This window comes from Pseudomonas sp. 22515 (assembly GCF_052044625.1).
GTDB classification, from domain to species: domain Bacteria; phylum Pseudomonadota; class Gammaproteobacteria; order Pseudomonadales; family Pseudomonadaceae; genus Aquipseudomonas; species Aquipseudomonas alloputida.
In genome coordinates, this window is the sequence record NZ_JBQENN010000012.1 from 15341 (window position 1) to 36993 (window position 21653).

The window sequence follows — 21653 nt, forward strand, 5'->3', positions numbered from 1 at the left end:
GCAACAATGGCTAAGGTATTCGCAATCGCGAACCAGAAAGGTGGTGTGGGCAAGACAACCACCTGTATCAATCTCGCCGCCTCGCTGGCTGCGACCAAGCGTCGTGTCCTGCTGATCGACCTCGATCCGCAGGGCAACGCCACCATGGGCAGCGGTGTGGACAAGCACGAGCTCGAGCATTCGGTCTACGACCTGCTGATCGGGGAGTGCGACTTGGCCCAAGCTATGCACTACTCCGAGCACGGAGGCTTCCAGTTGCTGCCGGCAAACCGTGACCTGACCGCCGCTGAGGTGGTGCTGCTGGAAATGCAGGTCAAGGAAAGCCGTCTGCGCAACGCCCTGGCGCCTATTCGCGATAACTACGACTACATCCTCATCGACTGCCCGCCGTCGCTGTCGATGCTCACGCTGAATGCTCTGGTCGCTTCCGATGGCGTGATTATCCCCATGCAGTGTGAGTACTACGCACTGGAAGGTCTCAGCGACCTTGTGGATAACATCAAGCGTATCGCCGCCCGGTTGAACCCGGAGTTGAAGATCGAGGGCCTGCTGCGGACCATGTACGATCCGCGTCTGAGCCTGAACAACGATGTTTCGGCACAGTTGAAGGAGCACTTTGGCCCTCAGCTGTACGACACGGTCATTCCGCGCAACATTCGCTTGGCCGAGGCCCCCAGCTTCGGCATGCCAGCCCTTGCTTACGACAAGCAATCGCGGGGCGCGCTGGCGTACCTGGCCCTGGCTGGGGAACTGGTACGCCGTCAACGCCGTCCATCACGCACTGCACAAACAACTTAAGGAATCCGTATGGCCGTCAAGAAACGGGGTCTCGGACGTGGGTTGGATGCACTGCTCAGTGGTCCTTCCGTCAGCGCGCTCGAAGAGCAGGCTGTGAAGATCGACCAGAAAGAACTGCAACACCTGCCGGTCGAGCTGGTCCAGCGCGGCAAGTATCAGCCTCGCCGGGACATGGACCCGGAGGCGCTGGAAGAGCTTGCGCACTCGATTCGCAACCATGGTGTGATGCAACCGATCGTGGTACGCCCGATTGGCGACAACCGATACGAGATCATCGCCGGTGAGCGCCGTTGGCGCGCTACCCAGCAGGCCGGCCTGGACACGATCCCGGCCATGGTCCGCGAAGTGCCCGACGAAGCCGCCATCGCCATGGCATTGATCGAGAACATCCAGCGCGAAGACCTCAACCCACTGGAAGAGGCCATGGCCCTGCAGCGCCTGCAACAGGAATTCGAGCTCACTCAGCAGCAGGTGGCTGACGCAGTGGGCAAGTCGCGGGTGACTGTGGCCAACCTGCTGCGCCTCATTACCTTGCCTGATGCGATCAAGACCATGCTCGCCCACGGTGATCTGGAGATGGGGCACGCCCGTGCATTGCTCGGCCTGGATGAAAATCGTCAGGAGGAGGGGGCGCGTCATGTTGTCGCACGTGGCCTCACCGTGCGCCAAACCGAGGCACTGGTCCGTCAGTGGCTCAGCGACAAGCCTGATCCGGTCGAACCGAGCAAACCTGATCCGGATATCGCACGCCTTGAACAGCGGCTCGCAGAGCGCCTGGGCTCGGCCGTGCAGATCCGTCATGGCAACAAGGGCAAAGGCCAGTTGGTTATTCGCTACAACTCGCTTGATGAGTTGCAAGGCGTGCTCGCTCACATCCGCTGAAACAATTCCTGTTGTAGCGCGAAGTCGGAAATCACTACCGAAGAGTTGAATAGGGGTTAATCCACCCCTATACTCTGCGCGCATTTTGTCGGCACAAATTATGCCAAGTCATAGCTGACTTGTTGGTCGACTTCCGAGGAGCAGTTGTGATGGAAATACGCACGCCAAACCGCCTGCCTTTCCATCGCTGGGCGGTTTTTCCGGTACTGCTGGCTCAATTTGTCGTACTGCTGCTGGCAACCTTGGTGGTGTGGCAGTGGAAAGGGTCGGTCAGTGGATATTCAGGCCTTTGCGGAGGTTTGATTGCCTGGCTGCCCAATGTGTATTTCGCCTGGAAGGCTTTTCGCTTCAGCGGGGCTCGGGCGGCACAAGCTATCGTCAAGTCGTTTTACGCTGGCGAGGCAGGCAAGATGATTTTGACGGCAGTGCTTTTTGCACTGACCTTTGCAGGAGTGAAGCCACTGGCGCCGCTAGCAGTATTCGGCGTCTTCGTGTTGACCCTTTTGGTCAGCTGGTTCGCGCCCCTGCTGATGAATAAAAGACTTTCGAGACCTTAGGGCGTTTGAGGCAACCATGGCAGCAGAAACCGCTTCGGGCTATATCCAGCACCACTTGCAGAACCTGACCTACGGTCAACTACCAGACGGCAGCTGGGGCTTCGCCCATTCGGCTGCAGAAGCCAAGGCAATGGGCTTCTGGGCGTTCCACCTGGACACCCTGGGTTGGTCCGTCGCGCTGGGTCTGATCTTCCTGTTGATCTTCCGCATGGCGGCCAAGAAGGCGACTTCCGGCCAACCTGGCGGTCTGCAGAACTTCGTTGAGGTGATGGTCGACTTCGTCAACGGCAGCGTGAAGGACTCCTTCCACGGCCGTAGCCCGGTAATCGCACCACTGGCGCTGACCATTTTCGTCTGGGTATTCCTGATGAACGCCGTTGACCTGGTACCGGTCGACTGGATTCCTCAGCTGGCCATCCTGATTTCCGGTGACCCGCACATTCCGTTCCGCGCCGTGTCGACCACCGACCCGAACGCGACCCTGGCCATGGCCTTCTGCGTCTTCGCCCTGATCATCTTCTACAGCATCAAGGTCAAGGGACTGGGCGGCTTCATCGGTGAGCTGACCCTGCACCCGTTTGGCAGCAAGAATATCTTCGTGCAGATCCTGCTGATTCCGGTCAACTTCCTGCTGGAATTCGTCACCCTGATCGCCAAACCGATCTCGCTGGCACTGCGTCTGTTCGGCAACATGTATGCTGGCGAGCTGGTGTTCATCCTGATCGCTGTAATGTTCGGCTCCGGCCTGCTGTGGCTCAGCGGCCTGGGTGTGGTGCTGCAATGGGCGTGGGCTGTGTTCCACATCCTGATCATCACCCTGCAAGCTTTCATCTTCATGATGCTGACCATCGTCTACCTGTCGATGGCTCACGAAGATAACCATTAAGACCGCCTGGCGTGTCTGATAGCCTTCCCTGCCGGTACGGGGGGAGGGCTTAAAAAGTCCGCAAGGGCATGCTGTACCAAACGATTTGTTTTACCGCTTCAAACTAAAAACCTAACCAATACGACGTAAAAGTCGGGAGGAAAGATGGAAACTGTAGTTGGTCTGACCGCTATCGCTGTTGCTCTGCTGATCGGCCTGGGTGCTCTGGGTACCGCCATTGGTTTCGGCCTGCTGGGTGGCAAATTCCTGGAAGGCGCTGCTCGTCAGCCAGAAATGGTTCCGATGCTGCAGGTCAAAATGTTCATCGTTGCCGGTCTGCTCGACGCCGTAACCATGATCGGTGTTGGTATCGCTCTGTTCTTCACCTTCGCGAATCCGTTCGTTGGTCAGATCGCCGGCTAATCACTCGTCACCACGAGTTGATGGCTGTATGAATTAAGACCGAGCGAGGTGTTGGCGTGAACATTAATGCAACCCTGATTGGCCAATCCGTTGCTTTCCTGATTTTTGTACTCTTCTGCATGAAGTATGTATGGCCTCCGGTCATCACTGCTCTGCAAGAGCGCCAAAAGAAGATTGCCGACGGCTTGGACGCTGCCAACCGCGCAGCTCGCGACCTGGAGCTGGCCCAAGAGAAAGCGGGTCAGCAACTGCGTGAAGCTAAAGCACAAGCAGCCGAAATCATCGAGCAAAGCAAGAAACGCGCTGCTCAGCTTGTCGAGGAAGCCCGTGAACAGGCCCGCGTCGAAGCTGACCGTGTGAAGGCTCAGGCTCTGGCCGAGATCGAACAGGAACTGAACAGCGCTAAAGACGCCCTGCGTGCCCAAGTGGGTGCTCTGGCCGTTGGTGGTGCTGAAAAGATCCTTGGCGCCACAATCGATCAAAACGCGCATGCGGAGCTGGTTAACAAACTGGCCGCTGAAATTTAAGCGAGGGCGATCATGGCAGAACTGACCACGTTGGCCCGACCTTACGCTAAGGCTGCCTTTGAGCATGCCCAGGCCCATCAGCAACTGGCCAATTGGTCAGCCATGCTCGGCCTGGCTGCTGCGGTGTCGCAAGACGACACCATGCAGCGCCTGCTCAAGGCCCCGCGACTGACGAGCGCAGAAAAGGCCGCCACGTTCATTGACGTGTGCGGTGACAAGTTCAATGCACAGGCACAGAATTTCATTCATGTTGCCGCGGAAAACGACCGTCTCCTGCTTCTGCCGGAGATTGCCGCCCTGTTCGACCTGTACAAGGCCGAGCAAGAGAAATCCGTGGACGTGGAAGTCACCAGTGCCTTCGCGTTGAACCAAGAACAGCAAGACAAACTCGCCAAGGTTCTCAGTGCACGGTTAGGCCAGGAAGTGCGCCTGCACGCGTCGGAGGATGCCAGCCTGATTGGCGGCGTCGTCATCCGCGCCGGTGACCTGGTAATCGATGGCTCTGTTCGCGGCAAAATCGCGAAACTGGCCGAAGCATTGAAATCTTGAGTTTGAAGGGGCAGCAGAGCAATGCAGCAACTCAATCCTTCCGAAATTAGTGAAATCATCAAGGGCCGCATCGATAACCTCGATGTGAGCTCCCAAGCCCGTAACGAAGGTACCGTCGTTTCGGTATCCGACGGTATCGTGCGGATCCACGGTCTGGCCGACGTCATGTACGGCGAAATGATCGAGTTCCCTGGCAGCGTCTACGGTATGGCCCTGAACCTGGAGCAAGACTCCGTAGGTGCAGTGATCTTGGGTGCCTATGACACCCTCGCCGAAGGCATGAGCGCCAAGTGCACCGGCCGCATCCTGGAAGTTCCGGTTGGTAAGGAACTGCTGGGTCGCGTCGTCGACGCACTGGGCAACCCGATTGACGGCAAAGGTCCTCTGGGCAACACCCAGACCGACGCAGTCGAGAAAGTGGCTCCAGGCGTGATCTGGCGTAAGTCGGTAGACCAGCCTGTACAGACTGGTTACAAATCCGTCGACGCCATGATCCCTGTCGGCCGTGGCCAGCGTGAGCTGATCATTGGCGACCGTCAGATCGGCAAGACCGCCATGGCCATCGACGCCATCATCAACCAGAAAGACTCCGGTATTTTCTGCGTTTATGTTGCTGTCGGCCAGAAGCGTTCCACCGTTGCCAACATCGTTCGCAAGCTGGAAGAAACCGGCGCCCTGGCCAACACCATCGTGGTTGTTGCCAGTGCTTCGGAATCCGCCGCACTGCAATTCCTGGCGCCATACGCCGGTTGCACCATGGGCGAGTTCTTCCGCGACCGCGGTGAAGACGCACTGATCGTTTACGATGACCTGTCCAAGCAGGCCGTTGCCTACCGTCAGATCTCCCTGCTGCTGCGCCGTCCACCAGGACGCGAAGCATACCCAGGCGACGTGTTCTATCTCCACTCCCGTCTGCTGGAGCGTGCATCGCGCGTTTCGGAAGAGTACGTTGAGAAGTTCACCAACGGTGCTGTCACTGGCAAAACCGGTTCCCTGACCGCTCTGCCGATCATCGAAACCCAGGCTGGCGACGTTTCTGCGTTCGTTCCGACCAACGTGATTTCCATCACTGACGGTCAGATCTTCCTGGAATCGGCCATGTTCAACTCGGGCATCCGCCCTGCAGTGAACGCCGGTGTTTCGGTATCCCGTGTAGGTGGTGCCGCTCAGACCAAGATCATCAAGAAGCTGTCCGGTGGTATTCGTACCGCTCTGGCTCAGTACCGTGAACTGGCTGCATTCGCCCAGTTCGCGTCCGATCTGGACGAAGCGACCCGCAAGCAGCTGGAGCATGGTCAGCGCGTTACCGAGCTGATGAAGCAGAAGCAGTACGCGCCGATGTCCATCGCGGACATGGCTCTGTCGCTGTACGCCGCTGAGCGTGGCTTCCTGATCGACGTAGAAGTCTCCAAGATCGGCAGCTTCGAGCAAGCTCTGATCGCCTTCTTCAACCGTGATCACGCTGAACTGATGGCGAAGATCAACGTGAAGGGTGACTTCAACGACGAAATCGACGCAGGCCTGAAAGCCGGTATCGAGAAGTTCAAGGCCACCCAGACCTGGTAAGCCGCAGCGGGGGCTCAGGCCCCCGCTTGCTAACCTGATAGGTGATACATGGCAGGCGCAAAAGAGATTCGCAGTAAGATTGCGAGCATCAAAAGCACGCAAAAAATTACCAGCGCCATGGAGAAAGTGGCGGTCAGCAAGATGCGCAAGGCACAAATGCGCATGGCTGCTAGCCGTCCTTACGCGGAACGTATCCGCCAGGTGATCGGTCATCTGGCCAACGCCAACCCGGAATACCGCCACCCGTTCATGATCGAGCGCCCTGTAAAGCGCGCTGGTTATATCGTGGTGAGCAGTGACCGTGGTCTGTGCGGTGGCTTGAACACCAACCTGTTCAAGGCCCTGGTCAAGGACATGAGCGCAAACCGCGAACAGGGCGTGGAAATCGACCTGTGCGTGATCGGCAGCAAGGGTGCGACTTTCTTCCGCATCTTTGGCGGCAACGTCGTAGCAGCGATCAGCCACTTGGGCGAAGAGCCATCGATCAACGATCTGATCGGCTCCGTCAAAGTGATGCTGGACGCCTACCTGGACGGCCGTATCGATCGCCTCTCGGTGGTTTCGAACAAGTTCATCAATACCATGACCCAGAAGCCGACGGTCGAGCAATTGGTACCGTTGGTGGCAACCCCGGATCAGGATCTCAAGCATCACTGGGACTACCTGTACGAACCCGACGCAAAAGAGCTGCTGGACGGCTTGATGGTGCGCTACGTGGAGTCGCAGGTATACCAGGCGGTGGTCGAGAACAACGCTGCTGAACAAGCGGCCCGGATGATCGCCATGAAGAACGCCACAGACAACGCCGGTGATTTGATCAAAGAGCTTCAGTTGATCTACAACAAGGCGCGTCAGGCTGCGATCACCCAGGAGATCTCGGAAATCGTCGGCGGCGCTGCCGCGGTTTAACGGTTCACATATTCAGAGGATCCAGCTATGAGTAGCGGACGTATCGTTCAAATCATCGGCGCCGTCATCGACGTGGAATTCCCACGTGACGTCGTGCCGAGTGTATACAACGCGCTTAAAGTACAAGGCGCGGAAACCACCCTGGAAGTTCAGCAGCAGCTGGGCGACGGCGTGGTTCGTACCATTGCGATGGGCTCGACCGAAGGCCTGAAGCGCGGTCTGGATGTCGTTGACACCGGCGCTGCCATTTCCGTTCCAGTTGGTAAGGCCACCCTAGGCCGTATCATGGACGTACTGGGCAACCCGATCGACGAAGCCGGCCCGATCGGCGAAGAAGAGCGTCGCGGTATCCACCAGCCAGCGCCTTCGTTCGCGGACCAGGCAGGCGGCAACGACCTGCTGGAAACCGGCATCAAGGTTATCGACCTGGTTTGCCCGTTCGCCAAGGGTGGTAAGGTTGGTCTGTTCGGTGGTGCCGGTGTCGGCAAGACCGTAAACATGATGGAACTGATCCGTAACATCGCCATGGAACACAGCGGTTACTCCGTGTTCGCTGGTGTGGGTGAGCGTACTCGTGAGGGTAACGACTTCTACCACGAGATGAAGGACTCCAACGTTCTCGACAAGGTAGCGCTGGTCTACGGTCAGATGAACGAGCCACCAGGAAACCGTCTGCGTGTAGCGCTGACCGGCCTGACCATGGCCGAGAAGTTCCGTGACGAAGGTAACGACGTTCTGCTGTTCGTCGACAACATCTATCGTTACACCCTGGCCGGTACCGAAGTGTCCGCACTGCTGGGCCGTATGCCTTCTGCAGTAGGTTACCAGCCGACCCTGGCTGAAGAGATGGGCGTTCTGCAAGAGCGCATCACCTCCACCAAGGAAGGTTCGATCACCTCCGTACAGGCCGTATACGTACCTGCGGACGACTTGACCGACCCGTCGCCAGCGACCACCTTCGCCCACTTGGACGCCACCGTCGTTCTGTCCCGTGACATCGCCTCCCTGGGTATCTACCCAGCGGTCGACCCACTGGACTCGACTTCGCGCCAGCTGGACCCGAACGTGATCGGCAACGAGCACTACGAGACCGCTCGTGGCGTTCAGTATGTTCTGCAGCGCTATAAAGAGCTGAAGGACATCATTGCGATCCTGGGTATGGACGAACTGTCCGAAGCCGACAAGCAACTGGTAGCCCGCGCTCGTAAGATCCAGCGCTTCCTGTCGCAGCCGTTCTTCGTGGCAGAAGTCTTCACCGGTTCGCCAGGTAAGTACGTTTCCCTGAAAGACACCATCGCTGGCTTCAGCGGCATCCTCAAAGGTGACTACGACCACCTGCCAGAACAAGCGTTCTACATGGTCGGCAGCATCGACGAAGCGATCGAGAAAGCCAAGAAACTGTAATTCCTGCGCCCCGCAAGGGGCGCTATCAGGTTGAGGCAAGCAGATGGCTATGACAGTCCATTGCGATATCGTCAGCGCGGAAGGAGAGATCTTCTCCGGCCTGGTCGAGATGGTGGTTGCGCACGGTAACCTGGGTGATCTTGGTATCGCTCCAGGCCATGCGCCGCTGATCACCAATCTCAAGCCTGGTCCGATCACGCTGACCAAGCAGGGTGGCGCACAAGAGGTGTTCTACATCTCTGGTGGTTTCCTCGAGGTTCAGCCGAACATGGTCAAGGTGCTTGCCGATACCGTGCAACGTGCTACAGACCTGGATGAAGCTCAGGCTCAGGAGGCCCTCAAGGCTGCCGAGAACGCCCTGAATCTGAAAGGCGCGGACTTCGACTACAGTGCCGCCGCCGCACGTCTGGCCGAGGCCGCAGCCCAGCTGCGTACCGTCCAGCAAATGCGCAAAGGCAAGTAATCGGCCCCGGCTGATAACTTCTGTTGCGATTGAGTAAAAGGGTAGCCTCGGCTACCCTTTTTCTTTTTCTGTTTTCTCCCCCCGGTCTTTCACTGACCGCCCAGGATTGGTAGCCAGTAATGTCACTCGATATCGTTATTCTCGCCGCCGGCCAAGGCACCCGCATGCGCTCGGCGCTGCCCAAAGTGTTGCACCCGGTAGCTGGCAATTCCATGCTCGGCCATGTTATCCACAGCGCGCGCCAACTTCAGCCGCAAGGTATTCATGTGGTCATTGGCCATGGTGCCGAGCTGGTTCGCGAGCGCTTGGCCGCTGACGACCTGAATTTCGTCATGCAGGATAAACAGCTGGGTACCGGTCATGCTGTTGCCCAGGCACTGCCAGCGCTGACCGCTGATACCGTGCTGGTGTTGTACGGCGACGTGCCGTTGATCGAAGTGGAGACCCTGCAGCGTCTGTTGGCGAAGGCCAACGATCAGCAGCTGGGACTGCTGACAGTCACCCTCGACGATCCGACCGGTTATGGCCGGATCGTGCGTGACGAGCAGGGCAGGGTAACTGCCATCGTTGAGCACAAGGACGCCAACGACGCGCAAAAAGCGATCAAGGAAGGCAACACCGGCATTCTGGCGCTGCCAGCCGCGCGTCTGGCTGACTGGATGGGCCGGCTGTCGAACAACAACGCCCAGGGCGAGTATTACCTGACCGACGTAATTGCCATGGCAGTGGCCGATGGCTTGGTGGTGGCAACTGAACAGCCACACGACGCTATGGAAGTGCAGGGCGCCAACGACCGCCGCCAGCTCTCCGAGCTGGAGCGTCACTACCAGTTGCGTGAAGGCCGCCGTCTGATGGCTCAGGGGGTTACCCTGCGTGACCCGGCACGCTTCGATGTTCGTGGTGAAGTCAGCGTTGGTCGTGATGTGCTGATCGACATCAACGTGATTCTCGAAGGCAAGGTGGTCATCGAAGACGATGTGCAGATCGGCCCTAACTGCGTGATCAAGAACACGACCCTGCGCAAAGGCGCGGTGGTCAAGGCCAACAGCCACCTCGAAGGCGCCGTGATGGGCGAAGGCAGCGATGCTGGCCCGTTCGCCCGCCTGCGTCCGGGCAGCGTACTGGACGCCAAGGCCCATGTGGGTAACTTCGTTGAACTGAAAAACGCCCACCTGGGTGAAGGGGCCAAGGCTGGTCATCTGACCTACCTGGGGGATGCCGAAATCGGTGCGCGCACCAATATCGGCGCCGGCACCATCACCTGCAATTACGATGGCGCCAACAAGTTCAAGACCGTGATGGGTGAAGACGTGTTCATCGGTTCGAACAACTCGCTGGTGGCGCCTGTGGAAATCAAGGCCGGCGCGACCACCGCAGCCGGCTCGACCATCACCCAGGCTGTAGAAGCGGGTGACCTGGCTGTTGCCCGTGCGCGCCAGCGCAACATTTCGGGCTGGAAGCGCCCGGAGAAGATCAAGAAGAGCTGAGTTATTCACAGCCGTTTCGATCGAAAGCCGACTTATGTGAATAAGTCGGCTTTTTTATTGGCGCTGCCGCGCCTAAAGGGACCGCGTCAAAGCAGAGGCAAACAATCCACAGGTCAGCGACAGCTTGACGAATCGCGCGTCTTAGGTTTTGATTGCAACCAATAACTTTCGAATCGAAACTTAAACGCACATGTCGAAACGAAACACACCACAACGGCGACACAATATTCTGGCTCTGCTCAGCGAGCAGGGTGAGGTAAGTGTGGACGCGTTGGCCAAGCGTTTCGCCACCTCGGAAGTGACCATTCGCAAAGACCTCGCCGCCTTGGAAACCAACGGCTTGTTGTTACGCCGCTATGGCGGAGCGGTGCCGGTGCCGCAAGAGTTGCTCGGTGAACCGGCGCAACCCGTCTCTTCTTATAAAAAGGCCATTGCGCGTGCCGCCGTGGGGCGTATCCGCGAACATGCGCGCATTATCATCGACAGCGGCAGCACCACGGCGGCAATGATCCCCGAGCTGGGGCGCCAGCCAGGCCTGGTGGTGATGACCAATTCGCTCAATGTGGCCCGTGCAATCTGCGACCTCGAACACGAGCCGGTGCTGCTGATGACCGGTGGCACCTGGGACCCACATTCCGAATCGTTCCAGGGCCAGGTCGCGGAGCAGGTACTGCGATCCTACGATTTCGACCAATTATTCATCGGTGCCGATGGCATCGACCTCGGCCGGGGTACCACTACCTTCAACGAACTGCTTGGGCTGAGCCGGGTCATGGCCGAAGTTGCCCGTGAAGTGATCGTGATGGTCGAGTCGGACAAGGTGGGGCGCAAGATCCCTAACCTCGAGCTGCCCTGGGGCAGCGTACACACCCTTATTACAGATGAACGCCTGCCAGCAGCAGCGCGCGAACAAATTCAAGCCCGCGGCATCAACCTGATCTGCGCCGCGATCAGCCAGGAGCAATAAAACATGTGTGGAATCGTTGGTGCTGTCGCCGAGCGTAATATCACAGCCATCCTGATCGAAGGCCTCAAGCGTCTTGAATACCGCGGTTACGACAGCGCCGGTTTGGCTGTACTCACCCAGACCGGTGAACTGCAGCGCCGCCGCCGCATCGGCAAGGTCAGCGAGCTGGAGGTTGCTGTTGCTGATGACCCATTGGCAGGCCAGCTGGGAATTGCCCACACCCGCTGGGCTACCCACGGCGCGCCGACTGAAGGCAACGCCCACCCGCACTTCTCGGGCAATAACGTGGCCGTGGTGCACAACGGCATCATCGAAAACCACGAGGAGCTGCGTGAAGAGCTGAAGGGGTTGGGCTATGTCTTCACTTCGCAGACCGATACCGAAGTCATCGTCCACCTGATCCACCACACCCTGAAGAGCATTCCAGACCTGACCGACGCCCTTAAGGCGGCGGTGAAGCGCCTGCATGGCGCTTACGGCCTCGCGCTGATCAGTGCCAAGCAGCCGGACCGCCTGGTGGCCGCACGCAGTGGTAGCCCGCTGGTTATCGGCCTGGGCCTTGGCGAGAACTTCCTGGCGTCCGACCAGCTGGCGCTGCGTCAGGTTACTGACCGCTTCATGTACCTGGAAGAAGGCGACATCGCTGAAATCCGCCGTGATCAGGTCTCTATCTGGGACCAGCAGGGCAACAAGGTCCAGCGCGAAACCGTGCAGTACCACGAAGGTGCCGAGGCTGCCGACAAGGGCGCTTACCGCCACTTCATGCTCAAGGAAATTCACGAGCAGCCAAGCGTTGTTCAGCGCACGCTTGAAGGCCGCCTGGGCAAGGACAACGTGCTGGTCCAGGCCTTTGGCCCACAAGCTGCCGACCTGTTTGCCAAGGTGCGCAACGTGCAGATCGTTGCCTGTGGCACCAGCTACCACGCCGGTATGGTTGCGCGTTACTGGCTGGAAAGCCTGGCCGGCATCCCTTGCCAGGTAGAAGTGGCCAGCGAGTTCCGTTACCGCAAGGTGGTGGTGCAGCCGGACACGCTGTTCGTCTCCATTTCGCAGTCCGGCGAAACCGCCGATACCCTGGCCGCACTGCGCAACGCCAAGGAGTTGGGTTTCCTCGGCAGCCTAGCGATCTGCAACGTGGGTATCAGCTCGCTGGTACGCGAGTCGGACTTGACCCTGCTGACCTTGGCCGGCCCTGAAATCGGCGTAGCTTCGACCAAAGCATTCACCACCCAGCTGGTTTCGCTGATGCTGCTGACCCTGGCCCTTGGTCAGGTGCGCGGTACGCTGGAAGCCGGTGTCGAAGCTGAGCTGGTTGAAGAGCTGCGTCGCCTGCCGACCCGCCTGGGCGAAGCCCTGGCCATGGATGCCACTGTCGAGAAAATTGCCGAGCTGTTCGCCGACAAGCACCATACCCTGTTCCTCGGCCGCGGCGCGCAGTACCCGGTGGCGATGGAAGGTGCTCTCAAGCTTAAGGAAATCTCCTACATCCACGCCGAAGCGTACCCTGCAGGCGAGTTGAAGCACGGCCCGCTGGCTCTGGTGGACAACGACATGCCGGTGGTTACCGTTGCACCGAACAACGAACTGCTGGAGAAGCTGAAGTCCAACCTGCAGGAAGTGCGTGCCCGTGGTGGCGAGCTGGTCGTGTTCGCCGACGAGCACGCTGGCATGACCAATGGCGAAGGCACCCACGTGATCAAGGTGCCGCACATTGCCGATGCCCTGGCGCCAATCCTGTACACCATTCCGCTTCAGTTGCTGTCTTATTACGTGGCCGTGCTGAAGGGGACCGACGTTGACCAGCCTCGTAATCTGGCCAAGTCGGTGACTGTCGAGTAACGGGTAGTCAGGTGTTGATCAGCTGATCTCGAAGATTAAAAACTGTTTCTGAGATTAAAAACTGTCGCAGAGAGAGGGGGCCGCCCCTGGCTCCCTCTCTCTAGACGGCCTTCCTTTCTCCCGTTTCCTTTCACGTAACCTGCTTCGGCGCCCTCAATGCCATTGCCCATTCAGCCCGACGAACCGCTCGCGTCATACGTGCGGCGTAACTTGCACCTCAGCTGGCACATCGACGTTCCGCTGACCTTCCATCAGCTCGGCACCCGTCACGTGCTGAAGACGATTGAGGTGAAGCGGCTTGCGGAGGCGATGGGGTGGCCAGGATGCTACGGCTTCAATCGGCTAGTTCACGGCCACACCATGATGGCGTCGACTCACGTCTTCAAAGCCCGCTGGGACCACGCCTACTCAGGAAAGCAGTACATTTCCGAGGGTGAACGCTTCAGTGTGTTCGATTCCTCGTTCTGTCCAGAATGTGTCCGAGAAGATTTGAAGAACCGCGGCTTCTCTTACTGGCGGCGGTACGTCGCGCCTTATGTTACCGTATGCTTCAAGCACAACGCAGTCCTTCATAATCTCTGCCCATTCTGTGATAAGCCTTTCAACGGTGTGGGGCATAACCTGGATGTCATGTGGCGAATGTGCCGTGGCCGGCACCTCGCTGACGCGCCCACGGTGCCCAATGAGGCTCCCACTGCGTTGCGTCGCGCAAAAATCTATCACCAGCTTTGCACATCAACCCGTTACATTTCCGATTTGCATGCTGCTAGCGCTGCTTGGGAAAGAACAGCTGCGCTCATCCCTAATCTGAAAGGCGCAGCAGCTGCAAGAATGGAGTTACTGCACGGCGAACTCGGGATTTTACGCAACGCACTGGAGACTGCGCGTATCGGTGGCCAAGGCCAAACTATGGCCAATATGAATGCCCGGATCTGCAATGCGGTGGTGGGAGTGTATGAGAGCTGTGATGACTTTGAAGCGGACATCCGCTCATTGGCACAGCGAGGTCGGTTTACTGAATCGCTGTGGAGCACCTATCAGTCAGGCGGCAGCGAGTCAGCCCACTTTGTCGATGAAAATTATGAGCAAGGCGTGGGGTATTGGTCCTGTCCATTGGCAGAAATGGAACAAGCGCGATACAACTCACTTGGTAAATCAGTCTCTAAGATCTGAAATTATTGTGGGATCTACTGGAGTTGCGGTTCTGAAGCTTTGAAGAATGCAATGTGGGCCATGGGCGCCGCCGGACCTGCTGCTTAACCCGGACCCGGCGCCTTACCTGAAGCGCGCAGGCGTGGATGCCTGGGTGCGCAATGAAGCCAAGGCCAGCGATCATGCACCGGTCTGGATTGAGCAGGGTGGGCACCGCCGGCGACGCTAGGACATTTCGAATAAACTTTAATGAGCGTGTGTAGTGGCTACAGGTCGGCCTACGGGAGTCGTCCCAGATCTGGATGAGCTCCTCGCTGTGTCGGCGCTCATCCATGCCTCTCCAAATCCCAACCCGACGAATCGCTCGTCTCGTACGTCAGCAACTGACTCGGGGTATCCCCTTAGCTGACTACCCCTCCTCAAACACGGATAGGTACATGCACAGGTAGTGGTGTTTGCACCCAGTTTCGTTGCGCAAGTGCGCGCATGCCCGCTGCCCGTACCTGAGTGTCGCCATCCAGAGATCGAACGGTGACGATGATGTGGACTGGTAACGGTTCGGTAAGGTCGGGTTCGTAAGCCCTGAGCAGAGCGGTGGCTTGCACGCCCCAGTTAGTGCCGCTGATTCCGCGCGGGAAGGCTTTGCGATGGACCTTGACTGGCGACCACTTGCTGCCGTTGGCGATCTGGGCGATCTCGTACCCGCTCTGACCCTCGTCGCTCTCCATCGGGACCTTGCCTGTGATGGTGTTGCCTTCGATGAGGCCAAAACTCAGCTCTACGTTTGCGCGCACGTACTCGCTGCCTGCGTTCGAATCCAGGGGTGGTGCATACACAGCCGTCATGATGATTTCGCCGCGGAACTTCCCGTCCTGCATCAGTACATCTGGCATCGGATATGGCGTTTTTCTCCAGCGCATATTTCCAGGCACCAAGTTGGCTTGGAACACCAAGGTGAAGCTGTCGTCAGAGTCGTACAGAGCTCTCAAGACATCATCAGGACGTCCTGCTCCAAAGAATCTTCGCTGGTAGGCGTCATATTCGGGCGAGGCCAGCTGCGCCGCATGGATCATCACTGCCTTGACCAACGCCGGCGAGGGGCTATGGTTGGGGCCGCCTGCTAGCGACTGCCAAGCATGGGCGGCCATACAGGAGGCCAACGGCGCGGCGTAACTAGTACCGAACGAATGGTAGAGATGCCCCTTGGGGGCCAGAACCTTGAGACTGGACAAGCCAGCGGCCCAGGGCGCATGGACACCACCTCCCACATGCGTGAGATCGGGCTTCGGCGTGAACACTGGTCCCGGTCCGCATCGAGAATACGGAGCTGGATGCCCTGCGGCAGTGAGTGCGTCAGCTGCGTCAATGTGGGAAACCGAAGCTACCGTAAGCGAGAGAACTGACTCGCCAGGGGTTGAAATACGGTCGGTGAGCGAAGCAGGTGTCGGCCAGTTACGGCGCGGCAGATCGTTGTAATTTCCTGCGGCGACCACGAAAAGCACTTGGTATTTTTCACTTAGCTCGTCGAGTGTCATCGACAGATCACTAAAGACACTTTCATCGCACGGGTCACCCCCGACGGAAAGGTTCCAGATCTTCACGTCCGGCCGGCGGCGCACAGCCTCACGCAGCCTCAATTCCAGGTCGCTCATGGGCGAACCTGTCACTTCGAGGGCGCAGACGTCGTGGATGAATGCTGGTGTTGTGGGAATCCAGGCATGCTTGTCGTTGTAAAACGCGCCGGCTGCAACCAGTGACGCTACTGCCGTTCCGTGTTCGTAGTTGGTGTCGGGAGGGAGGACGTAGACGTCCTGAGACTTCACGAAGTGGGCGATGGGCAAGGCTTCTCTGCTCACCCCGGTGTCGAACACCGCAACCGTTGGCAAAGTCACCGCTTGGGCTGCTGCTTGCTCGGCACTCGTGCCACTCTGTGGAACTACCACCGAGTTGCGTGGGCGATACACAGGTTCTGCGTAGATTGTTCGGATGCCGGGAAAGTCCAAGAGCTGATCAAGGCCATCGTCTTTGATCCCATCCAGGTCTTGGATACCGATGATCGGGAGGCCGCGACCTAACTGGATTTCGATGAAGGGCAGTGACAGATACTTTAAGGTGGCCAGCACCGTCTCGTAGTTGAGCTTGTTGAAACTCGCGTGCTGATACTGGAACAGCCGCATTACCGCCCGACCGTGATCCAGCAGGCGGTCCGTGCCTTGGGGATTTCGGCGCCGACGGTCCCACGGCTGGATCGATTCTATCGCACTCAAGTTGCAGCGAATTTTCCCGGTGTTGCGCTGCAAAATTACGTTGTTGAACGTGTTCAAGCTGCTGGCGGAGGCCCCCACCAACATCTCGTCAATTCTGGAGTGACCGGCCGGCTCAAGGTTGGCTTCTTCCGCTAGCGTGATGGGGCGATGACTTTTGGCAATTCCGGTTTCGCGCAGCTTGAGCACCAGGTGGGTGAAAGCTTGGGGATGGAGCATTCGCTCGTGCGACAGGGCTTGGCTTGCCTCGATCAGCGTCTTGGAAAGAGCAGCCCGGTACGCTGTGTCTACGACGGTGAGTTCTTTGCCACCGCCGCCGCCATTGCGCTCGATCGACGACAAGTCCTTCGACTGAAAAGGGATGTGGATAAACGGGTTTTCAACCCTCGCATTCAGCGACTCCCGTTGCGGTAACTTCTTGCCTGCCACTGTCGATCTCCTCCTTGAGGATCTTTGTTATTTGCCTTGTCGACAGGTCGTACAGTCTTCCCAATGTTCTCAGGGAGAAGTACCTGGGCGCCCATCCATTCAGCCACCGTATTTCAGATTCAACAGTAGATAGCACTCGGCCAGCAGTCAGCGCAAGATTCAAACCGAGTCGCCGCAAAAGTTGGTCTTCATCAATCGCGGTTGCATTGGAGAGTACCACCGCGCGTTTCGTGTCCAAGCACACCTGCTCGATGTTGGCTCCTGTGATGCCTTTCGAGATCTTCGCCAAGTTGTCCAGGTCCAGCCCATCCGCGTTAAAGGGCTGCAGGTACTGCTCCCAGAGGAGCTTGCGAAGGTCCAGGTCGGGTTCTGCCATGGGGATGCGGAAGCTGAAGCGTCGCCAGATTGCCGGATCGAGCAACTGATCGTGGTTCGTCGCGGCCACGATGATGGTGCTCTCTGGTACCGCATCGATGTTCTGCAGCAGCGCGATGACAACACGCTGCAACTCACCGACATCTCGCTCGTTGCCGCGCGCTCCAGCCAAGGCATCAAACTCGTCTAGGAACAGGACGCACGGCTGCTGTTGCGAGAACTCGAACACGCGGCGCAGATTTCGGCTGGTTTGACCCAACAAGCTACTGACCAAGGTGTCGCAGCGCACGGTCAGCAAGGGCAGTTCGAGATGCGCAGCTATATACCGCGCTAGCCTGGTTTTCCCGGTACCGGGAGGACCATAGGTCAGGAGACGGCTGGACATGGCAGCACCTACACGGGCCAGGTCATCGTACCGGCGAATGTTGGCCAGGAACTCGTGGACTCGCCCGGCCACTGCACTTGAGAGCAGCAGAGACTCTTTCTCCAGCTCAGGTCGACTGACGTCAACGGTGTGCAGGTGGCTTTCGCCATCGGTGGGCAGGTTGGAAAAGCTGAAGCCATTGGCGGCATCTTGGGCACTGGCGAGTGCTGCCGGTGCGCGCGCAAGGCGCTCGCGAATCATGCGCGCTTGGCGCTTGTCGCCGTCGCTCTCCAGCTTGTCAGCGAGAAGGCCCGCATAGTTTGACGCCATGCTGGCATTCGCCTTTAGAGCCCCATCCAGGATCTTCAGGATTTCAGAGAGGTATTCCACGGATTGATTCGCTCAAAGGGTAAACTGTTTCGGAAATGCGCGAGAGTGTAGCGCATAACAAGAGTATCGTTACGCTTTTGTACATTAGTGATTCACTGTCATCGGCGCCTGAATGACTATCATGTCGCGTACACCCATCTGCTGGCGGTATGGCATCATCGATACTCTGAATGAACCGGTGTAGCTCCTGGCAGTAGCACCGGCAGTGGCTACGGAGCCCGGAGCTGCTGCCTCCAACGTTGATTACCAATGAGAATTATGAATGAACGATATCCGATGGTTCGCTGCGTCTAACCCTGACGGCAAGCGCTTCCCTGAGTGGCGCCGCTCATTCGGCATAGACGAGGCGGGAGTCGTTTTCGTACCTGCCGCAATGGCTGGTGATGAGACGGAGATGAACGTGATGCTGTGCGCGAGTAGCGAGGGCCAGAGCACCGCAGTTCACCTAGACCATCACTACGTGCCCAGCGGCTGGCTGAAACGAGAGTTTCCGAAACATGCCAAGCTGATTGAGATGATCGAAGTGTTCGCACGGGATATGGTTGAGCAGACCGTCCATTCGGGTATGGCTCTAGAATCCGAGTGAGCGACATGCAATTCAGGTTCGCGGTGAATCGGGGCTCGCCTTTTCACCGACGCAACAATTTTGGATGGAAGATAGCCCGTCGTGCTAGCTACGATGAATCTCAGGTATCTGGATTGGAAGCCGTATGAAGCAAACCGAAATCGAGCCGCTTCTGGCGACGGTGTACGCTGTTTTGCGGGCAGAGGGGGCTGATGAGGCGGCTGAGATTGTCCGCGGCCATCCTGCGACAGCGGAAATGACAGGCAACGACAATTGGAATGGCGGAACCAACTACTGGGAGATCCACTTCACCATTCCTGCATTGGAATACGCCAAGCTCGGGCTTAAGCGGGCCTCGCTTCAGGAAAAAATCACGACTGCGCTGAGGATGGTGAGTGAGCACGAGCAAGACGTTGCCTATTCGGCGCTGATCATCCCCGCCCGTGAATTCCATGCTGATTGGCGATCCGGGAAATCTTCCAGTCTGCCGAAATCAGTGCGGCAGAACATTGCAGATGGCCTACGTCTGGAGAATGTTAAGTGGCATGGGGAGCTCAACGATGTTGAGTTTCTCAGTCGGCTGTACGAGCTTGAAAATCTTCCGTCCACCGATAGTCGCTACAAAGATGCCGCCGGCGACATTTGGCAGCACCGCTATAACAACGACGATTGGGAGGATGATTGGATCTTCAGCGACCCCCGATTCAACCTCTTTGATGGGAGCGCTGAGGCGTTTCTCCGGTTTCTCTGCGAAACGGTACACCCAGTCGTTCGCCCACAACGTGAAGAGGCAATCAAGCTTGTTGAGCATTTCAACGATCAGCTGCATGGCGCCGGCTGGGAGTTGTACCAAGAGCAGCAGATCGCTGGTCGCCCTCGCTTCTCCTACCGATTGATCAGCAGCGATGCGGCAGAGGCAAACGCAGGCAGGTCTGTCATGCGAGCGAAAGTAGTTGTCGAGGCTCTCAGCGCCGGATGGATGGCTAAGCAGATTGAGCGCATGGAATATGCCGTCGAGTCAGATCCAGAATTGGCGATCGGGACGGCCAAAGAGCTTATCGAAAGCTGCTGTAAATCCATCCTCACGATAAGAGAAATTCCGTTCACCAAGGCCGATGACCTTGGAAACCTGACGAAGAAGGTGACCAAGGCCTTACAGCTGGTTCCCGATGGTGTGAGTGATGCAGCCAAAGGTGCTGAAAACATCAAGAATGTACTTCGCAACCTCACCCAGTTAACCAGCAATCTCACGCAGTTAAGAGGGTTGTACGGTACTGGGCATGGGAAGGATGGCCAGCACCGCGGGCTGCAGCCTAGGCATGCACGGCTTGCTGTCGCTGCAGCGGTGGCATTTGTCGATTTCGTATCGGAAACGCATCGATACAGAGAGGCGAAGCAGCCAGAAATAAAGTGTTAGCTTCGACCTGATCATGTTCAAGCTAGATGCTTCGCCCACCTGGCGACCTCGGTCATCGTCTGCACCGTAACCGCGGTCACCTCGACCCTGGCGGTCTGGCCTTCTTTCGCACAGAACAATTTTGCTCTCGCTACCTCTATCACCGCGTCCAGACGGCGAGTCAGCGTTGATTTAAGATGACCCATTCATGTGCTAGGGCACGATGCGCTTGCAGGAGAGGGAACCGAGGCTGATGTGGGGATATGTTGCGCTCTATGTGCTGTTCGCAGCGGGCGTCTATTGGTTGGATCGTAGTATCCATCGGCCGCTATTCGTCCGAACTAAGAACCGGCACTTTCGCTGGAAGCTGAATTTCAGCGTGAAAAACTGGGGCTTTGACGAGTATCTGGGCGCGCTGGTCACGACTTGTTTGGTTGTCTTGCTAGTCATGATGATGTTTCAGTGGCTGGGCAGCACAGTCAATAAATCGTTGGCGAAATGGCTGTTTGCGTTGCTTAGCCTGGGGTCAACAGTGCTGGCTGTGCGTTTGCTACGGCTGGTAGAGCGCTATGCACGGCACAAGGGTTGGTTGACGGTACTGGCCGCATTGCTGACAGTAGCGGCGGGGCTCGTAGCCAGCGCACAAGCTGACGCTTTTATCCTCGGTCAGACGCGTATCGAGCCAGGGCAGTTTCCCGGTGCACAGAAAACCCTGACATTCATCTATTTGGTTTACATTTGGTACTTTGCAACGAGCGTGCTGATGCCGATGGTGATGTTGATCGGTGCATTGGTGTTCGGCATGACGGCGCCGACTTTCAGGCAGCAGATGAGGCGTAATCGCGACACCGCTATTTGTTGGAATTTATTCGTACCCAGCTCAGCCTGGCGACGGCGCCGGTGGCTGCATGGATCGTGCGTGATGGGGGTGATCTATACCGCCGTGATTCTTCTGTCGTTTTCAGAAGTGGTCAACAGCAAGTTACGGTGGGTTTCGCACGAGTCATTGGTGTATGCGTCCTTCCACCTCGGGCCTGAGGACTGCGCTATGACCGGGTTACCTGTTGGCACACGACTGGCGCTGTTGGCTAAAGGAGGGGTGGTGGTCGCTGAACCCGCAGAGGGCGTTTATCGCTACAAGGAGCAGACATGCTCATTGCAGCCGCTCGAGCAAGTAGAGGCGACGCGAGATCAACGAATCAGGGAGGCCAGGGCTAGCGATTTCTACTTTTGATAGGCATTGCTGATTTGGCTGCTTAGCAGCCCTGTTGCGAAGCATGGCTTCCTCTGCTGGATGAGCACCTGGCGTTCACGCCAGAATGGTCTTTCGAGCGATGGGTCGGTTTGGCAGAACGGGGTATTAGGCTGGCTCGATGAGGAAGCTCTCGCACCTGCGGGGCTGAGCAAGAAGCGCGAACAGAAAGCAGGATGCAACGTCTGCGAAGCAGCAATCTGCAAGCAAATCGCTTTATGCTCGGCTTC

General features: G+C 57.8%; 20 protein-coding genes and 1 pseudogene. 19 read left to right on the top strand and 2 right to left on the bottom strand.

Translation table 11 applies throughout. The features are described from left to right. Nucleotides 1-6 precede the first annotated feature (6 nt). The 16 genes and pseudogenes from ACTJJN_RS12980 to ACTJJN_RS13055 form a co-directional block, all read left to right on the top strand. Nucleotides 7-798: a ParA family protein gene (locus ACTJJN_RS12980; protein ID WP_003253182.1), complete on the top strand. Its 792-nt coding sequence runs from the start codon at nt 7-9 to the stop codon at nt 796-798. Nucleotides 799-807: 9 nt separating this feature from the next. After that, the gene (locus tag ACTJJN_RS12985) at nt 808-1680 is read left to right on the top strand and encodes a ParB/RepB/Spo0J family partition protein (RefSeq protein ID WP_003253185.1); all 873 of its coding nucleotides are present in this window, start codon (nt 808-810) and stop codon (nt 1678-1680) included. Between the two features lie 149 nt (nt 1681-1829). Then, nucleotides 1830-2237, top strand: coding sequence for a F0F1 ATP synthase subunit I (locus tag ACTJJN_RS12990; protein WP_003253187.1), 408 nt, complete (start codon nt 1830-1832; stop codon nt 2235-2237). 16 nt (nt 2238-2253) lie between these two features. Then, nucleotides 2254-3123 (top strand): F0F1 ATP synthase subunit A, encoded by an 870-nt coding sequence (atpB, locus tag ACTJJN_RS12995; RefSeq protein WP_003253188.1) that lies wholly within the window; start codon nt 2254-2256, stop codon nt 3121-3123. A 144-nt stretch (nt 3124-3267) separates the two neighbouring features. Further along, nucleotides 3268-3525 carry a F0F1 ATP synthase subunit C gene (gene atpE, locus ACTJJN_RS13000; RefSeq protein ID WP_003097235.1) on the top strand — a complete coding sequence of 86 codons (258 nt, stop codon included), beginning with the start codon at nt 3268-3270 and terminating at the stop codon, nt 3523-3525. A gap of 56 nt (nt 3526-3581) precedes the next feature. Further along, nucleotides 3582-4052, top strand: a complete 471-nt coding sequence (locus ACTJJN_RS13005; RefSeq protein WP_003253189.1) for a F0F1 ATP synthase subunit B — start codon at nt 3582-3584, stop codon at nt 4050-4052. 12 nt (nt 4053-4064) lie between these two features. After that, nucleotides 4065-4601 (top strand): F0F1 ATP synthase subunit delta, encoded by a 537-nt coding sequence (locus ACTJJN_RS13010; protein ID WP_003253191.1) that lies wholly within the window; start codon nt 4065-4067, stop codon nt 4599-4601. 21 nt (nt 4602-4622) lie between these two features. After that, a complete protein-coding gene (gene atpA / locus ACTJJN_RS13015) occupies nt 4623-6167 on the top strand; it encodes a F0F1 ATP synthase subunit alpha (protein WP_010955887.1) in 1545 nt (514 codons plus the stop codon). Between the two features lie 48 nt (nt 6168-6215). Further along, nucleotides 6216-7076 carry a F0F1 ATP synthase subunit gamma gene (gene atpG / locus ACTJJN_RS13020; RefSeq protein ID WP_003253195.1) on the top strand — a complete coding sequence of 287 codons (861 nt, stop codon included), beginning with the start codon at nt 6216-6218 and terminating at the stop codon, nt 7074-7076. A 27-nt stretch (nt 7077-7103) separates the two neighbouring features. Continuing rightward, the gene (atpD, locus tag ACTJJN_RS13025) at nt 7104-8480 is read left to right on the top strand and encodes a F0F1 ATP synthase subunit beta (protein ID WP_003253197.1); all 1377 of its coding nucleotides are present in this window, start codon (nt 7104-7106) and stop codon (nt 8478-8480) included. Nucleotides 8481-8523: 43 nt separating this feature from the next. Continuing rightward, on the top strand, nt 8524-8943 hold the full coding sequence (locus tag ACTJJN_RS13030) for a F0F1 ATP synthase subunit epsilon (RefSeq protein ID WP_003253199.1): 420 nt from the start codon (nt 8524-8526) through the stop codon (nt 8941-8943). 119 nt (nt 8944-9062) lie between these two features. Next, nucleotides 9063-10430, top strand: coding sequence for a bifunctional UDP-N-acetylglucosamine diphosphorylase/glucosamine-1-phosphate N-acetyltransferase GlmU (gene glmU, locus ACTJJN_RS13035; protein ID WP_003253201.1), 1368 nt, complete (start codon nt 9063-9065; stop codon nt 10428-10430). A gap of 190 nt (nt 10431-10620) precedes the next feature. Continuing rightward, nucleotides 10621-11397 carry a DeoR/GlpR family DNA-binding transcription regulator gene (locus tag ACTJJN_RS13040; protein ID WP_003253204.1) on the top strand — a complete coding sequence of 259 codons (777 nt, stop codon included), beginning with the start codon at nt 10621-10623 and terminating at the stop codon, nt 11395-11397. A gap of 3 nt (nt 11398-11400) precedes the next feature. Beyond that, nucleotides 11401-13236, top strand: coding sequence for a glutamine--fructose-6-phosphate transaminase (isomerizing) (glmS, locus tag ACTJJN_RS13045; RefSeq protein WP_440781313.1), 1836 nt, complete (start codon nt 11401-11403; stop codon nt 13234-13236). Nucleotides 13237-13392: 156 nt separating this feature from the next. Beyond that, nucleotides 13393-14409 (top strand): hypothetical protein, encoded by a 1017-nt coding sequence (locus tag ACTJJN_RS13050; RefSeq protein ID WP_440781314.1) that lies wholly within the window; start codon nt 13393-13395, stop codon nt 14407-14409. A gap of 76 nt (nt 14410-14485) precedes the next feature. Then, nucleotides 14486-14617, top strand: a pseudogene (locus tag ACTJJN_RS13055) (exodeoxyribonuclease III); the annotation flags it as partial. Nucleotides 14618-14807: 190 nt separating this feature from the next. On the opposite strand, the gene iteS reads toward ACTJJN_RS13055, so the two are convergent. Beyond that, nucleotides 14808-17081: a S8 family anti-phage peptidase IteS gene (gene iteS / locus ACTJJN_RS13060; protein ID WP_440781315.1), complete on the bottom strand. Its 2274-nt coding sequence runs from the start codon at nt 17079-17081 to the stop codon at nt 14808-14810. Beyond that, on the bottom strand, nt 17032-18210 hold the full coding sequence (gene iteA / locus ACTJJN_RS13065) for an anti-phage ATPase IteA (RefSeq protein WP_440781316.1): 1179 nt from the start codon (nt 18208-18210) through the stop codon (nt 17032-17034). Before iteA ends, iteS begins: the two co-directional genes overlap by 50 nt. Nucleotides 18211-18472: 262 nt before the next feature. Here iteA and ACTJJN_RS13070 point away from each other — a divergent pair, with 262 nt between their 5' ends. The 3 genes from ACTJJN_RS13070 to ACTJJN_RS13080 all read left to right on the top strand — a co-directional run bounded on the left by ACTJJN_RS13070 (nt 18473) and on the right by ACTJJN_RS13080 (nt 21405). Beyond that, nucleotides 18473-18796, top strand: a complete 324-nt coding sequence (locus tag ACTJJN_RS13070) for a hypothetical protein (RefSeq protein WP_440781317.1) — start codon at nt 18473-18475, stop codon at nt 18794-18796. Between the two features lie 124 nt (nt 18797-18920). After that, a complete protein-coding gene (locus ACTJJN_RS13075) occupies nt 18921-20192 on the top strand; it encodes an abortive infection family protein (protein ID WP_440781318.1) in 1272 nt (423 codons plus the stop codon). 232 nt (nt 20193-20424) lie between these two features. Next, nucleotides 20425-21405, top strand: coding sequence for a hypothetical protein (locus tag ACTJJN_RS13080; RefSeq protein ID WP_440781319.1), 981 nt, complete (start codon nt 20425-20427; stop codon nt 21403-21405). Nucleotides 21406-21653: the final 248 nt, after the last annotated feature.

Coding starts and splice junctions, on each gene's coding strand:
- ACTJJN_RS13075 (WP_440781318.1), top strand. CDS start 18,921: ATGAAGCAAACCGAAATCGAGCCGCTTCTGGCGACGGTGTACGCTGTT.
- ACTJJN_RS13070 (WP_440781317.1), top strand. CDS start 18,473: ATGAACGATATCCGATGGTTCGCTGCGTCTAACCCTGACGGCAAGCGC.
- ACTJJN_RS12985 (WP_003253185.1), top strand. CDS start 808: ATGGCCGTCAAGAAACGGGGTCTCGGACGTGGGTTGGATGCACTGCTC.
- atpE (WP_003097235.1), top strand. CDS start 3,268: ATGGAAACTGTAGTTGGTCTGACCGCTATCGCTGTTGCTCTGCTGATC.
- glmU (WP_003253201.1), top strand. CDS start 9,063: ATGTCACTCGATATCGTTATTCTCGCCGCCGGCCAAGGCACCCGCATG.
- ACTJJN_RS13010 (WP_003253191.1), top strand. CDS start 4,065: ATGGCAGAACTGACCACGTTGGCCCGACCTTACGCTAAGGCTGCCTTT.
- ACTJJN_RS13080 (WP_440781319.1), top strand. CDS start 20,425: ATGTGGGGATATGTTGCGCTCTATGTGCTGTTCGCAGCGGGCGTCTAT.
- ACTJJN_RS12990 (WP_003253187.1), top strand. CDS start 1,830: ATGGAAATACGCACGCCAAACCGCCTGCCTTTCCATCGCTGGGCGGTT.
- atpD (WP_003253197.1), top strand. CDS start 7,104: ATGAGTAGCGGACGTATCGTTCAAATCATCGGCGCCGTCATCGACGTG.
- atpG (WP_003253195.1), top strand. CDS start 6,216: ATGGCAGGCGCAAAAGAGATTCGCAGTAAGATTGCGAGCATCAAAAGC.
- ACTJJN_RS13040 (WP_003253204.1), top strand. CDS start 10,621: ATGTCGAAACGAAACACACCACAACGGCGACACAATATTCTGGCTCTG.
- ACTJJN_RS13030 (WP_003253199.1), top strand. CDS start 8,524: ATGGCTATGACAGTCCATTGCGATATCGTCAGCGCGGAAGGAGAGATC.
- ACTJJN_RS13050 (WP_440781314.1), top strand. CDS start 13,393: ATGCCATTGCCCATTCAGCCCGACGAACCGCTCGCGTCATACGTGCGG.
- glmS (WP_440781313.1), top strand. CDS start 11,401: ATGTGTGGAATCGTTGGTGCTGTCGCCGAGCGTAATATCACAGCCATC.
- atpA (WP_010955887.1), top strand. CDS start 4,623: ATGCAGCAACTCAATCCTTCCGAAATTAGTGAAATCATCAAGGGCCGC.
- atpB (WP_003253188.1), top strand. CDS start 2,254: ATGGCAGCAGAAACCGCTTCGGGCTATATCCAGCACCACTTGCAGAAC.
- ACTJJN_RS12980 (WP_003253182.1), top strand. CDS start 7: ATGGCTAAGGTATTCGCAATCGCGAACCAGAAAGGTGGTGTGGGCAAG.